This is a genomic window from Streptomyces sp. CB01580 (assembly GCF_001905795.1).
Taxonomy (GTDB): Bacteria; Actinomycetota; Actinomycetes; order Streptomycetales; family Streptomycetaceae; genus Streptomyces.
Genome location: NZ_LIXJ01000001.1, coordinates 75248 through 91592, shown reverse-complemented (window position 1 = coordinate 91592; position 16345 = coordinate 75248). Strand labels below are relative to the sequence as shown.

Sequence of the window (16345 nt, the reverse complement as noted above, 5' to 3'; positions counted from 1 at the left end):
GCTGGAGCTGGAGCTGGAGCTGGAGCTGGAGCTGGAGCTGGAGCTGGAGCCGGGGCCGTGGCCGGGACCAGGGCCGGGTCAGGGGCCGTCGGATGCTCGGATCGGGCGTTCCGTTCCGGTGCCCCGGTCGTTCGGAACGAACCACTCACCGGCACAACAGGAATGCTACGGGAGGGCCGGTCATGGCCGAACCACTGGAGACGATCGCCGCGGCGGCGCACGATCCGGACAAGGGACTGGCCGAGGTCATGGCGATCATCATGGAAGGCTACGGGGACCGCCCGGCCCTCGGTGAACGCGCCAGGGAACCCGGGACGGCGCGCCTGCTCCCGCGGTTCGACACCATCAGCTACCGCGAGCTGTGGGCACGCGTCCGCGCGGTCGCCGGCACGTGGTACCACGACCCGCGCCACCCGCTGAGCGCGGGCGACCGCATCTGCACCCTGGGCTTCACCAGCACCGACTACGCCACGCTCGACCTCGCGTGCATCCATGCGGGTGTCGTCGCCGTGCCCCTGCAGTCCAGCGCGCCGCTGTCCCAGCTGATGCCGATCACCGCGGAGACCGAGCCGCGCGTCCTCGCGGCGAGCACCGAGCGCCTCGGCATCGCCGTCGAGGCCCTGCTCGGGGGCACCTCGATCGAGCGCCTGATCGTGTTCGACCACCGTGCCGAAGCGGCGGACCACCGCGACGCCCTCGATGCCGCCCGGCGCCGTCTCGCCGAAGCGGGCAGCCCGGTGGTCGTGGACACGCTGGCCGCGCTGATCGCGAAGGGAACTGTGCTCCCACCCGCCCCGCTGTCCACCGCCGATCGGGGCGACGACCCGCTGGCCCTGCTCATCTACACCTCCGGCAGCACCGGGACCCCCAAGGGAGCCATGTACACACAGCGGCTGGTCGGCACCGCGTGGTACGGGTTCAGCTACGGAGCGTCGGACGTGCTCCCCGTGAGCATCCTCTACATGCCGCAGAGCCACCTCGCGGGCCGCTACGCGCTCATGGGCTCGCTCGTCAGGGGCGGTGTCGGCCACTTCACCGCCAGGAGCGACCTGTCCACCCTGTTCGAGGACATCGCGCTGATCCGGCCCACCGAACTGACCATGGTCCCGCGTCTGTGCGACATGCTCTTCCAGCAGTACCAGAGCGAACTGGACCGGCGTGCGGGCGAGCCGGGCGACATCGAGACGGCGATCAGAACCGATCTCCGCGAGAACTTCCTGGGCGGGCGCGTCACCAAGGCGTTCTGCGGGACCGCCCCGCTCTCCGCCGAGGTGGCCGCCTTCGTCGAGTCCTGCCTGGATCTCCACCTGTACACCGGATACGGCTCCACCGAAGCGGGCGGGGTGCTGCTCGACACGGTGGTGCAGCGCCCGCCGGTGATCGACTACAAGCTGGTCGACGTCCCGGAACTGGGCTACTTCCGCACCGATGTGCCCCACCCGCGCGGGGAACTGCTGCTCAAGACGGAATCCATCATTCCCGGGTACTACAAGCGCCCCGATGTCACCGCCGCGGTCTTCGACGAGGACGGCTACTACCGGACCGGCGACGTCTTCGCCGAACTCGGCCCCGACCGGCTCGTCCACGTCGACCGCACCAAGGACACGCTGAAACTGTCCCAGGGCGAGTTCGTGGCCGTCTCCCGCCTGGAGACCGTCTTCGTCGGCAGCCCCCTCGTCCAGCAGATCTTCGTGTACGGCAACAGCGAGCGCGCCCACCTGCTCGCGGTGGTGGTGCCCACACCGGCCGCACTGGCCAGGGCCGCCGGGGACGTCGAGTCGCTCAAGGAGCTGCTCGGCGCATCGCTCCAGGAGGCCGCCAAGGAGGCGGAGCTCAACCCGTACGAGATCCCGCGCGACTTCCTGATCGAGACCGAACCCTTCAGCGCCGAGAACGGCCTGCTCGCCGAGAGCCACAAACTGCTGCGCCCCAGGCTCAGGGAACGGTACGGCGAGGTCCTGGAGCGGCTGTACGCGCGACTCGCCGACGGGCAGGCCGAGCGCTTGCGCGAGCTGCGGCAGGCGGGGCCGGACCAGCCGGTGCCGGAAACGGTCGCCCGGGCGGCCCAGGCCCTGCTGGGCCGTTCGGACACCGGCGTCAGTGCCGACGCGCGCTTCACCGACCTGGGCGGGGACTCCCTGTCCGCCCTGTCCTTCTCCCAGCTCATGAAGGAGATCTTCCACGTCGAGGTTCCTGTCGGGGTGGTGATCAGCCCCGTCAACGACCTGGCGCGGGTGGCGCGGTACATCGAGGCGGAACGCGAGTCCGGCACGAAACGCCCCACATGCGCCCTGGTGCACGGCGAGAACGGCTCCGAGGTCCGTGCGGGTGATCTCACTCTGGACGCCTTCATCGACGCGCCGACGCTCGCCGCCGCCCCGGCGCTGCCCCGCTGCGACGGCACCGCGCGGACCGTCCTGCTGACCGGCGCCGGCGGCTACCTCGGCCGGTTCCTGTGCCTGGAATGGCTGGAGCGGCTGGCGCCCTCGGGCGGCCGGCTGATCTGCGTCGTACGGGGCAGCGACTCATCCGCGGCGGCGGAACGGCTGGAGGGAGCCTTCGACAGCGGCGACGCCGAACTGCTGCGGCGATACCGGTCGCTGGCCGACGGAACCCTGGAGGTCCTCGCGGGCGACATCGGCGAGCCGCGTCTGGGCCTGGACCAGGACATCTGGGACAGGCTGGCAAGCACCGTGGACCGGATCGTCCATCCGGCCGCCCTGGTCAACCACGTACTGCCCTATACGGAGTTGTTCGGACCCAACGTCGTCGGCACGGCCGAACTGATCCGGCTGGCGCTCACCGCGCGGATCAAGCCCTTCACCTACGTGTCCACCGTCGCCGTCCAGGCCGGGGCCGCGACCCTCGACGAGGACGCCGACATCCGCGTCACCAGCCCGGTGCGGAGCCTCGACCAGAGCTACGCCAACGGGTACGCCACCAGCAAATGGGCAGGGGAGGTCCTGCTCCGGGAGGCGCACGACCTGTGCGGCCTGCCGGTCACCACGTTCCGGTCGGACATGATCCTCGCGCACAGCAGGTACCGGGGGCAGCTGAACGTGCCCGACGTGTTCACCCGGCTGCTGCTCAGCCTGGTTGCCACCGGCATCGCGCCGGCCTCGTTCCACCGGACCGGCACCCGCGCGCACTACGACGGCCTGCCGGTCGACTTCACCGCCGAGGCGATCAGCGCACTCGGCGCGCGGCCCACCGACGGCTACCGCACCTTCAACGCGCTGAACCCGCACGACGACGGCATCTCGCTGGACACCTTCGTCGACTGGCTCATCGAGTCCGGCCACCCGATCCGGCGGATCGACGACTACGACACATGGCTCGCCCGCATCACGGCCGCGATGCGGGCCCTGCCGGAGAAGCAGCGCCAGTACTCGCTGCTGCCCCTGCTGCACGCCTTCGCGCACCCCGACGAGGGCACCCCCGGTGCGGCACTCCCGACCGAACGCTTCCACGCCGCCGTCCGGTCCGCCGGGATCGGCCCCGACAAGGACATCCCCCACCTGTCGGCCGCCCTCATCCGCAAGTACGTCACCGACCTGCGCGCCCTGGGCCTGCTCCGCTGATTTCGTCGGCCGGTTCGCCGGGGCCCCGGCGAACCGGCCAACGGGCGAGGTCGCACTCCGCGACGTCAGCTGCCGGCGGGGACTTCGGTGGGCAGGTCGAACCACGTGCCGGCCATTTGCTCGACCTGGCTGTCGTTCAGGGCGCCCTGGAAGGCCCATACGTCGTCGATCAAGCCGGGGAAGTACTCGCTTCCGACGGCGCCGATCTTCGTACGTCCGATCTGGAGGGATTTCGCGGCCTTCGTGGTCAGGACGTTGTCGCCCCAGGCCATCAGACCCTCGCAGGTGCTGCCGTTGGCGTCGCCGTCGCCGCAGGCGACCTCCTGGAGGATACCGTTGACGTACAGGCGGGCCTGTCTGGCGAACCCGTCGTAGACCAGGGCCAGGTGGGTCCAGTCCGTGACATAGCTGAATTCACTGTTGGCCATGCGCCGGACCGCCGCGTCGGTGCCGTCCTTGTCGGGCAGCGAGATCTCCCATGTTCCGAGTCCTTCGGGCTCATTGGGGTCCGGGACGAAGCGGATGGAGAAGGGACTCTGTGCGGAACCCTCCGCGCTCACCACTGTGGCGTTCGCGGTGGGTACGGAGGCCGCCTGGGCCCATGCGGTGACGGTGAAGCTGGAGCTCGTGTCGACCGGCACCGCCGGCGTCGACGCGTAGCCGGTCGTGCCGTTCAACTCCAGCCCGCCGTCCATGTACCCGAGACCGATCTGAGCACCGCCCTGCAGGGACATGGGCGCTGCCTGCCCGGAGTCGTCCGGTGATGTGGATCCGGCGTCGGCGGTGTCCAGCTTCCAACGCGCGCTGACCAGAGGACGCTGCTGGAACATCTGGCGCACCTCGTCGTCCGACACCGGCCGGTCGTAGAGTCGCACGTCGTCGATCTGGCCGGGGAAGTACTGGATGAGGTTGCCGCCGTCGACGCTCAGCGCGCCGAGCTGGACCCTGCCACCGGCGTACCAGGGACTCGTTTGCGCGACGCCGGCGGCCTTGGTTCCGTTGACGTACAAGGTCAGAGTCTGGGCCACCGCATCGTGAACGCCGACGAGATGCACCCATTCTCCGACCCGTGCGGTGGTGCCCTCCGGCTGCACGGCGCGGATCTGGGTGGCGTTCGGAACATCGGCCGAGTATTGGGTGAAGCCCCAGCGGTTGTACGTCTTCGAGTAGTACAGCTCGAACCCCGGCCTGTTCTTGCCCAGTTGAGCGACGACCGTGGCGGCCTGATCCGGTATGCGGTCGAGTTTGGCCCAGGCCGACACCGTGAAGGGACGCTGGGTGTCGGAGTGCGGCGCGGTGGTGTGCGCGTAGGCATCGGTGCCGTTCAGGGCAAGCGCGCGCCCCGCGACACCCGGTGCGCCGAGTCGGGCACCGCCTTCGAGTTTCAATGGCTGGGTGTCGGCGTACCCGACGACCTCGGTGGCGGCCTCCGGCTCGTCCATCGGGAACACGGCGCGGGCCGTACGTCCGTTGCCGATCGGTTCCTCGTGGTAGAGATGACCGACCTCTGTCGCGCTCACGGGCTTGTCGAACAGGCGCAGCTCATCGATGGCGCCCGGGAAGTAGCTCGTGACCGTGCCGTTGAGGTTGCCGGCTCCGATCTGCAGACCGCGGCGGGCTTCCCACGCGGTGGTGTACGGCGTGGAGCCGACCAGGGCCCCGTTGACATAGAGCTGGAGCTCCTTCGCGCCTCCGCTGTAGACGCCCACCAGATGGGTCCACTCGTTCGCGGTCACGCCGCCGGCCTGCGGCGCCATGGCGCGGGCGATGGAGGCTCCCGGACTGTCGGAGGTGTACTGGTTGAATACCCACCGGTCATAGGCCAGGGAGTAGTACAACTCGAAGCCAGGAGAGTAGTTGCCCGGCTGGGCTGCGATGACGGCGGCCTTGGTGGGCATCTTGTCGAGTTTCACCCAGGCTGACACGCTGAAGCCGATGGAGGTGTTGACCGTCGGGATGTCGGTCGCCGCGTAGCCGCTCGTGCCGTCGAGGTGCAGGGCCGTGCCCTTCTTGCCCGCCGCACCCGTGGCGGCTCCGCCGTGCAGAGTGGCGACGCGTGCACCGGCGCTGCCCCGGGCCTCGGGCACCCCGGCTTCCTCGTCCAGCTGCCACATGGCCCGTTCGGGCTGCCCGGCCTTGACCCGGAACCAATAGGTCCGAACTTCCGAGCCATTGCCCGACTGGTCGAATGCCTGGGCGGTGACGAAATTCAGCCCGGGTTTCGCCGGCAGGATCTTTGTGATTCTCGCAGCACCCGAAGAGGTCGTCAGGGTGTTCTTCGACGTGGGGTCGCCGTTGACGCCGAACCAGTACTTCGTCACATCGCTGTCGGCAGCCTTCAACTCGAAGGAGCCGTATTTGCCCACACCGTCGAACCATGGAGCCTCCGGATCGCTCGGGTCCGACTCCGGATACTCGCCGGATGAGACCGCCGGGGCTGCCGGCACCGTGGTGTCGTAGACGAAGTAGCACGAGGTGGGGTCGTCACCGGCGTAGGACCAGGGCGAGTACTGCGCCCCGTCGTACGACCGTGCATACCAGTGCACGGTCTTGCCTGTCGGTACCGAGGACGGGAGGGAGATCGAGAAGTTCGACCCCGACGGCATGTACGTCGTCAGCGCCGGCTTCCACCGGGTGATCATGCCCTTTCCGTCGCCCGAGTCCCAGTCGGCCTGGAACTGCACCGCGATGTTGTCACCGTCGGGGTCGGTCACACTGTTCGCATGGATCTGCCCCAGAGTGCGTACGCGCGGTGCGCCGGCGGGCTTCTTGCACGTACCGCCGTACTGCATGGTCAGCTGTGACATCTTGATCTGTGAGGGCGGGCGGTTGTACTTCACCCGAAGAAACGCCTTGTCCGAGAAGCGCTTCCAGGCGTAGCCGTCGCTTTCGCTGGAGGCCCGGAGCCCGAATGTCATGTTCGCCCACTTGCCGTTCGCGGCCTGTTGGACCGCGGACTTCACATCGAACTCCGCGTCCTTGGCGGCGCAGCCGTCATAGCCGTGTGCGAACGATGCCTTCTTGAGCTGCTCGATCCAGAAACCGCTGGCATTCTGGGAGTTCCAGGTGGTGGACGAGGAGATGTCCTTGGTGCGCCACAGTTGCACCTCGCGCGCGCTGCAGGACGCCGACCACACATTGCGGACCACGAACTCTGCCGACAGGATCGACTTGCCGGCGAACTTCGAGGTGGGGATGCGGTAGAAGAGCCGCTTGGTATCGTTCGGCTGACAGTAGGCCCAGTTGCAGTACCCCATGCCGGCATCCGGCTTGCCATTGAACTTCCATTGCGGCGAGGACGCCCAGTACTTCGATGCCATCGTCCACGCCGATGCCCTGGGCGAGTACCACTGCGGATCGATGAACACCGGATACGTGGTGTCCTTGCCCCTCAGAACATCGGCGTCCGGGGTGAGAACCAACTCCTTGCCGCCCTCCGGAATGGCGACGCCCACCGGAGCGAGCTTGGCCGAGTCACCGGGTGCGGGTTCATCGTCGGCCACGGCTCCCGCAGGGGCCGAATGCGGTTGGCCAGCGGACGCCGCCCCGTTCTCGCTGAGACTGGAGTCCCACATCACAGGCTGAGGGGCTTCGAACACGGCACTCCTGGCTCCGTGGTCGATGGCCTGGAGCCCGCCCTGCGTGGTGGCCTGGACATCCATGCCATCCGCGGCAAGTTGCATCCGCACTTCTGCCAGTTCCTCGCTGGCTGCCGCCTCGGCCGACTTGACCACCAGCAGCTGGGTGAAGCCGTCCTCCTGTGCTCCCATGCGCAGATCCACATCCGGCAGTACGTTCCGGTAGGTTGCCGTTGCGCCGTCCAACTGCGGGACGGGGAGCGGATCGGGCCACGAAAGCGCCAACTCGCGACCGGCCTTGGTCATTTGAACGAGCGGCGCGTCGCCGCCTCCGGAGAACTTCAGACCGACAGTGGTCACCTGCGGAGCGACTGAACCGTCCGATGCCTTCGCCAGTTGTGTGTCCACCGGCTTCCACTGCTCGCCCACCCGAGCCCGGACCGGCCGGAGGTATTCCCGTGCCTCCAGATTCCCATCGGGCGTGGCGTACACGTCGCTGCTTTCCCCGCGCATCGACGTGATCTCGACACTCTTGCCGGAACGTCTCGCCTCGGAAAGGGCCTCGTCAGTCGTCACTGCTGCGGGAGGGCTGTTGTCACTACTCTGCACAGCGGGTACCTGCTGTGCCGACGCGGGCAGCGCCATCGGCACAAGACTGACCGTCAGCGCGACCGCCAGCGCGGAGGCGAGGACCATCGGCTCGACCCAGCGCCGTCCCACCGCCCATCTCCACGCATGAGTACCACGGTGCACTCGCACCTTGTTCACCAATCCCACCCCAACCTCACAGGAAGCACATAAACGCGAAGAGTCAACCCGCTGTTGGGGTGTGGGTCAAGGTCGGCATGTGGTCCGAAACGTGCCGTCACCAGGCACGCTCGGTCGAGGTTGAACAGATGGGCTGATGACGCGTCACCCGCGTTTCCGGTATCGACTCCAGCTCGACGCCTGCGCGTGAGGTTGCTGAGTCGCTCTGCCAATAGTGGGTCAATCTGCCGAAAAGTAAGACATGACGTCTCGTCATGGCGATGTGTCGGCCGTGGGTGTCGTGGAAGTGCCGCTGCTCGCGTGAGCGGCGTGTGCGGCACGTTGCTTCTGGGAGCGCTTCGGACTTGGGGGTTTCGATATCAGCCACACGGTCCGTGTGCGGTTAAGCGCCCTGAGGTGGGTCGCGCTTGTTCCGTTTCGTCTAGATAGTGCGATAGATCCCTCTGGATATTCACGTGGTCTCTACATAGAGTCCTTCAAGATCCCACTTCTCAGCGGATCTTCATCTTCTTGGAGGCGGAGTGGGGTTGGTCATCGGACGGTGGTGTCGGCTGATGGCGTTGCCGGTCCAACGGCGGCGAACATGTCCGTCATCTGTGCGGGGCGAACCCACCTGGCCCGCGGGCGTGCAGCAGTTCGGCATCCGCAGATCGGTGGCCGGCAACAGCGCGCTTCCGGTCGACGCCGTCTCCGGCGTTGGGTTCAGCCATTCCTCCCCGTGTCACCGTTCGGCCCTCAGTCGACACGTGTTTCGCTGGATGAGTGCATGCCGGGGATCTGTCGTATCGGTGGGCTTGGCAGCCGTGTTGGAAGACATCGCACGAGCTGGGCTTGTCACCGTCTCGGACAACTCGTTTCGGGACTTCACGGGTTCATGGGCGAAGTCACCACCGGCGACCGCTGCACGGCATTCGGTTCGTGCGAAGCCACGCCTGCTGAGCTCGACTTCCTGACGGCGTGGTTGGTGTCCGACCAACTCGTTGGTCGGACGATGTCCTGCGGCCACCAGGGCCGGGGAGCGCCGTCCCTTTTCATTCGGCGCCGCGAGCCCCGTGGAGGGCCCGTGGCGTCCTGCATCGATGGAGATCACGTATGAGACGTACTGCAGGGGGCCTCTTGCGAGGCAGAGTGCGCCGCCGACTTCCGCTGGCCGTCTCCGCGGTGTTGGTGGCCACGCTGCTCCAGGCTGCGGGAGTTCCGGCGTCCACGGCTGCGGTCTCGAATCTGCCCGGACTTCCGAAGGCGGAAAAGCCCGTCGAAGGGAGCAAGGCGGCCAAGGTCAAACCGCGTAAGCGGGATTCGGGGCCCAGGACTCCGCAACGAGCCCCCAAGGCGGATCTGCCCTCCGCCGGTGCGGTCACGATCACGGTGCCGGATGCCGGTACGAGAGGCACGAAGCGCTACGCAGTCCCCCAAGGACAATCGATCGGGATCGGCTCGGTTCAGGACAGTGAGACGAGCGATGCCCGCGATGTCAAGAACGCCCGTACGCCGAACAGCGTGACCTCGCGCGTCTTGAGCAAAGAGCAGGCCGAGCGTGTCGGGGTGAAGGGCTCCTTGTTCACTCTCGATTCCACGTCGTCCGCTCTCGGAGGGGCGCATGAATCAATCGCGCTGACCGTCGACTACGCACCCTACGCGGAACTGTTCGGCGGCTCCTTCGCGTCGCGCATGCGGCTGGTCGAACTACCCGCCTGTGCACTCACCAACCCCGGCAAGGCGAGCTGCCGCGAGGCTCGGCCCGTTGCCGCCATCAACAACACAGCAGAGCACACACTGACAGCGAAGTCGGTGAGCCTCCGGACCTCGGGGCCGACCGTGTTGGCCGCGACGGCTTCGGCCGCCGGCGACAAGGGGGACTACAAGGCAACGCCGCTGGCGCCTTCGTCCACCTGGAAGACCAACCTCAACACCGGAGACTTCATCTGGTCATACGGGATCCCGACACCTGATGTCCCGGGAGGCCTGAAGCCGACCGTCGGCCTGTCGTACACCTCCGGAGCCATCGACGGACGGACCGGTGGGACGAACAATCAGGGCTCCTGGGTGGGCGATGGTTTCGACCTCTGGCCCGGTTACATCGAGCGCCGCTACAAGCCGTGCGCGGAAGACGGTGTGAAGAACGCCGACGGCAGCAAGCCCGGGGACCTGTGCTGGGCCTACGACAACGCTCTCATCTCCTTCAACGGCGCCAGCGGTGAACTCGTTCCCGCCGGCAAGGACGAATTCAGGCTGAAGAACGACGACGGCACGCGGATCAAGCGCCTGGAGTCGACCGACCGGGGCAACGGGGACAACGACGGTGAGTACTGGAAGCTGACCGCACCGGACGGGATCACGTACTACTTCGGGTACAACCGGCTGCCTGGTTGGACTGCGGGCAAGGACACCACGGACTCCACCTGGACCGTGCCGGTCTACGGCAACAACGCTGGTGAGAAGTGCCACGCGGCGACGATCGCGGACTCCTGGTGCCAACAGGCATGGCGATGGAACCTGGACTATGCCGTCGATGCCCACGGGAACACGATCAGCTACCACTACAAAAAGGAGACCAACTCCTACGGGCGCAACCTCAAACCGGAGGACGACACCCCGTACACGCGTGGTGGCTACCTGGATCGGATCGACTACGGGCAGAAGTCGACCGACCTGTATGCCACCAAGCCCCTTGCCCAGGTGGTCTTCAGCAACGCGGAACGCTGCCTGCCGACCGCTGATGTGACCTGCGCGTCCGACACCATCGATGCCAAGGCCTTCTACTGGTACGACACCCCGTGGGACCTGAACTGCAAGGCCGGCAGCAGCTGTGACAACAACAAGTTGTCCCCCTCCTTCTGGACCCGTAAGCGCCTGACCGGAATCACGACCCAGGTCCTCAAGTCCGATGGCACGTACGGCAAGGTCGACTCCTGGGCACTCGGCCACCGTTGGGGCATGGCCGACACGGACTACCAACTCCTGCTGGACAGCATTCAGCACACGGGCGAGTCCGCGACACCCGCCATTACGTTGCCCAAGAACACGTTCGCCTACGAGCAGTTGGCGAATCGACTCGACAAGACCGGCGACGGATTCGCGCCCTTCATCAAGTCGCGGCTCTTCTCGGTGGCGGACGAGTACGGGGGCGCGCTCAGCGCCAACTACTCGGCCGCGGAATGCGACTGGAGTTCTCTTCCGACGCCCGAGACGAACACCACGCGGTGCTTTCCCCAGTACATCGGCGGCAGTGACTCCGACCCTGCCGAACGCCATTGGTTCAACAAATACGTGACCACCTCCGTCACGGCGACCGACCGCATCGGCGGCTCACCCGACCAGGTCACGCGCTACGACTACCTGGGAGGGGCCGCTTGGCATTTCGACGACGACGACGGCCTGACCAAGGAGAAGGAGAAGACCTGGTCCCAGTGGCGCGGCTACGGCCAGGTCCGGGTCCGGACCGGCGGCCAGGGCGGCGACGCCGCCATGAAGACACAGCAGGACTCCTACTTCCTCCGTGGCATGGACGGCGACCGGAAGAACGCAACCGGCGGCACGAAGGCGGTTTCCGTTTCGCTCGCCGAGGGTGAGGGCGAGCCCATTCCCGACCATGAATCCGCAGCGGGATTCGTCTACAAGTCTGTTCAGTTCGACCAGCCGGGTGGGAAGGTACTGAACAAGTCCGTCAGCAGGCCCTGGCACCATGAAACGGCGAAGAAGGTCCGCGACTGGGGCACGGTGACGGCCAACCTCACCGGTACCTCGAGTACCAAGGGATGGGACTCGCTCGACAACGGCGCGGGCACCAAGTGGCGCACCACGTCGTCGGCCTTCACACACGACACCGTCGCTGGACGGGTCACCCAGGTCGACGACTTCGGGGACGACGCCACGTCGGCGGACGACCGGTGCACCCGCACCACGTACCCGGAGTTGACGGACGCCAACCTGGTGGAGCTCTTCTCCCGCAAGGAGACGGTCACCAAGTCGTGCGCCGCCCAGACCGACCGTTCCAAGGACGTTCTCTCCGACGTCCGCACCGCCTACGACGGCGGCGCGGACGGTGCGGCTCCGGTCAAGGGTGATCCCACCGCGATGGCCAAGCTCAAGAGCCACGACGGCAACAAGGCGACGTACGTCGAATCAGGGATCACCTACGACGGCTACGGACGCCAGGTGAAGACGACGGACCTGGTCGCCGATGTCGTGGTCACGGGGACCGGTTCCCCTGTCCGTACTGTTCGAGCAGACGGACGTACGACGACCACGACGTATGTCCCTGCCGCGGGACTGGTCACCGAGATCAAGGTGACCACGCCTCCCGCCGACCCCACGGATGCCACCACGGCCCAGACCACCGTCACCACGGTCGACCCGTTGCGCGGTGCGGCTGCCAAGGAGACGGACACCAACGGCAATGTGAGCGAAGTGACCTACGACGCACTTGGGCGCTCCATGAAGGTCTGGCTGCCGGACCGCCGTAACACCCAGGTCCCCAATCAGGAGTTCGCCTACACCGTCACCGATGCGACGGTCGCCGTCGCGACCAAGACCCTGAACAACAAGGGCGGCCAGATCACGTCGTACGTGCTCCATGACGGATTCCAGCGCGAGCGGCAGACTCAGTCCCCCGGGCCGGACGGCGGCAGCATCATCACGGACGTCTTCTACGACGAGCGTGGCCTCCCCGCCAAGACGTTCGAGCCGTACTACACGACGGGCAAGCCGAGCAGCGGTCTCTTCAAGCCAGCTGATGCCCTGTCCGTGGAGACCCAGACCCGGACCACGTTCGACGGTCTGAACCGGGCCGTCGAGACCCGGCAGATCGCGGGCAACGGCGACGGCGGACAGGTTCTCAATACCACCAGGACCATGTACGGCGCGGATCGCACCACCGTCATTCCACCGGTGGGCGGGACCGCGACGACGACCATCAAGGATGTCCGGGGGAACATCACCGAACTGCGACAGCACCACAGCCGCTCTGCCGATGCCCCCTTCGACACCACCAGCTACACGTACACACCTCGCGACGAACTGGAAAAGGTCACCGGCCCCGCGGGCATGAGCTGGAGCTACGAGTACGACCAACTCGGGCGTCAGATCAAGGGAAACGATCCAGACAAGGGCACCACGTCCAACAGCTACGACGACCGCGGGCAGCTGATCTTCAGCAAGGGTTCGCGTACCGATGTCCCGGGCCTGGCCTACCTCTACGACGGACTCGGCCGACCGACCGAGGTGCGCGAGGGATCGGCCACGGGCGCGCTGCGTACCAAGCAGGTGTACGACACCATTACCGGTGCGAAGGGCCAGCTCGCCGAGTCCACGCGGTATGTCGACGGGAACGCGTACACCACCAAGGTCACGGCCTACGACCGGCTCTACCGAGCCATCAAGACCGCTGTTGTCATACCGGCGGCCGAGGGGAAGCTACAGGGCACTTATCAGTCGGGTACGGCCTATTTGCCGTCCGGGCTGCCGAGTACTGTCAGCTACTCCGCAGCGGGATCGTTGCCTGGTGGTTCTTCGAACCACACCTACGAGGACGAAACCCTTCGCCTCGTCGGCGTCTTCGGCGAGGGCATGACTTCCAGCACTGCCTACAGCCTGACAGGTAAGCCCCTGCAGTACACGATGGGTCTGACGACCGGCGGCAAGATCACGCAGGTCACCAACACCTACGAGTGGGGTACGCAGCGACTGGCGACTTCTCGTGTGGACCGCCAGGACCAGCCCGGAGTCGACCGCCACGTCACCTACAGGTACGACGAAGCCGGGTATGTCCGGTCGATGACCGACGTGTCGCGCAGCGGCACCGACAACCAGTGCTTCATCAACGACTACCTCGGCCGCCTCACCGAGGCATGGACCCAGCCCACCACCACGTGTGCGGAGCAGCCCGTCTCCAGCCAGATCGGCGGACCCGCGCCGTACTGGCAGAGCTTCTCCTACGACAAGTCGGGCAATCGCGTCACCGAAGTCCAGCACGACACCTCGGGAGACGCGGCCCAGGACATCAAGCGGACCTATAACTACCCCGGCCAGGGCAAGCCGCTTGCCCATTCCCTCACATCCATCACCACAACGACTGCCGCAGGTACCACGACCGACGCGTACGCATACGACCCGAGCGGCAACACCACGTCTCGCCCCGGCCAATCTCTGACCTGGGATGCCGAAGGCCACCTCGCCTCGGTGACCGAGGACGGCAAGACCACCACCTACCTGTACGACGCCGCAGGCAACCGGCTCATCAAGCGCACCGAAGCCGAGGCAACGCTGTATCTCGGCAACACCGAGGTCACGCTGCCCACTGGGGCGACGAAGTCCAAGGCCACCCGCTACTTCGACCTCGGTGGCGGACAGATGGCCGTCCGCGCGGATGACGGAACCTTCTCCTTCACCATCGCCGATCACCACGGCACGGGTGAACTCGCCGTAAATGCATCCGACCTGGCGCTCACGCAACGTCGCATGCTTCCCTTCGGTGGGATACGCGGTCAGAACCCGGCGGCCTGGCCGGACACCCGAGGGTTCGTCGGAGGCGCTGACGACACGAAGGACACCGGCCTCACCCATCTGGGCGCCCGCGAGTACGACCCGAACCTCGGTCGTTTCATCTCCGTGGACCCGGTCTTCGACATGACCGACCCGCAGCAGATGAATGGCTACACCTACGCCAAGAACACCCCGGTCACCTCCAGCGATCCCTCGGGCCTGTGGATCCCCGAGGGCATGCACGACAACCATGGAGTCGACAGCGGAGGTGGAAGTAACAAGCCCGCCGAGAACCGGGACAATGCACGGAAATACGTGGCCGGCACCACGAAGCCGGTGCGTCACCGCGTGGGAACGAGTTACGTCAAAGCGACCACGAACGACTATGTCAAAGCCGTTGATGCGCTTCTCAAGAACCCCCAGACGAAGAGCATCTTCAAACCCGCATCGCATAATTTCGAGTTCAATGACTCCTGTCGAATTGGGGCTGCAGGCTGTAACAAAATTCCATGGGATGGCACGATGCAGGTCGTCGTGCTGAAATTCCTGTGTGAGCAAAAGGGAGTCGAATGTGGCCCGGTGCAGAGCTTTGGTGAGCAGGTAAATGAGGCTTACGGGTTCGCCGTTCAGTACGGAGACGGGCCGCGGTTCGTTGGGCCGATCGGACCTCGGCCCAAGCTCAAGAAATCAGGATCTGGTTGCAAATGTTTCCTCGCCGGCACCGACGTGGAAATGGCCGATGGGGCGACCAAAAAAATCGAGGATATTGAACTCGGCGACGAGGTTCTCGCCACCGATCCGAAAACCGGTGAGACCGGGGCAAGGAAAGTAACCCGGCTCATCGTCACGGATGACGACAAGCAGTTCAACGAGCTCTCCATCGCCACAGGCGACGGTGTCGAGAAGCTGACTGCTACCCACGAGCACCCGTTCTGGTCCCCTTCTGAGGTCGATTGGATCGAGGCTGGGCGACTTGAGCCGGGTATGACCCTGCGGTCGGACGATGGTCACACGGTCATCGTGACAGCAAACCGGAGCTTCGCGAAGCATGCGCGCACCTACAACCTGACCGTGGACGACCTGCACACGTACTATGTGCTGGCAGGCGAGACTCCGGTCCTCGTTCACAACAGCAACTGCGACTTCAAGATTGGTGTTGCGGACGAGAAGTACGACAAGCATGTCCTGGGTCTCGATGATTCCGGAAACCCCACCCGTAGGCCTGATATGCCGGAATATGACACGGATGATGGGTTTGAAAGGTACGTCGCGGACGCGCAGGCGCTGATGTGTCCCGGTAGCTGCCCTGCCGCCGCCCGTGAAGCTGTCAGAAGTGATGGCGTCATCATTCGAATGGATTCCCAGGGAAGAATAGGAATGAGGAACGGAAATACCATCACTACCTATTTCCGGCCAGATGATCCGCTCGCGTACTTCCAGCGGGAGGCGGCCCGATGACTCACGGTACTGAGAACTTCCGCGACGCGTTCTCTAGCTTTGTCAGAGAGTCTGGTCGGTGGCGTGACGTCGAACCGGAGGCGCTCCTGTCTCGCTGGAGGACGTTCGTCGAAGAGTGCGAACAGGGCTATCGGGGTGACGCCGAAGACTACTTCAATGATCTGACATCGAGGGATTCTCTGGCGAGGGCCATGGATTCTGCGGAACTGCAAAGCTTTCCCGAGTTTGTGCTGCTTCGCGCAGAAGTGGAAGCGGTAGACTCAAGATTCCGTGCACTCCTAATTCCGGATGCGTTTCCAAGGATCCCTGAGGAATCCTGGTGGGCGCGCGGCGTGGTGAAATTTGCGCGTAGGTGCCTGGTGGAGGACTTGAGGCGCGAATATCGCCTTGAGGTAGAGCTATTCGAATAGTTGTTGAAGGTTCGCGCAAGTAAAGCGAAGCCCCGTCAGGTGCGTCCTGACGGGGCTTCTGCGCGGT

General features: G+C 65.7%; 4 protein-coding genes. 3 read left to right on the top strand and 1 reads right to left on the bottom strand.

Annotated elements, in window-relative coordinates; genetic code table 11:
- The first annotated feature begins 182 nt into the window (after positions 1-182).
- On the top strand, positions 183-3581 hold the full coding sequence (gene car, locus AMK22_RS41705) for a carboxylic acid reductase (protein WP_073781137.1): 3399 nt from the start codon (positions 183-185) through the stop codon (positions 3579-3581).
- Positions 3582-3646: 65 nt separating this feature from the next.
- Here the strand turns inward: car and AMK22_RS00220 are convergent, their stop codons facing one another.
- Positions 3647-7804, bottom strand: coding sequence for a LamG-like jellyroll fold domain-containing protein (locus AMK22_RS00220; protein WP_079185869.1), 4158 nt, complete (start codon positions 7802-7804; stop codon positions 3647-3649).
- A 1215-nt stretch (positions 7805-9019) separates the two neighbouring features.
- Here AMK22_RS00220 and AMK22_RS00215 point away from each other — a divergent pair.
- A complete protein-coding gene (locus AMK22_RS00215; protein WP_079185835.1) occupies positions 9020-15868 on the top strand; it encodes a polymorphic toxin-type HINT domain-containing protein in 6849 nt (2282 codons plus the stop codon).
- A complete protein-coding gene (locus AMK22_RS00205; RefSeq protein ID WP_073781136.1) occupies positions 15865-16278 on the top strand; it encodes a hypothetical protein in 414 nt (137 codons plus the stop codon). Before AMK22_RS00215 ends, AMK22_RS00205 begins: the two co-directional genes overlap by 4 nt.
- Positions 16279-16345: the final 67 nt, after the last annotated feature.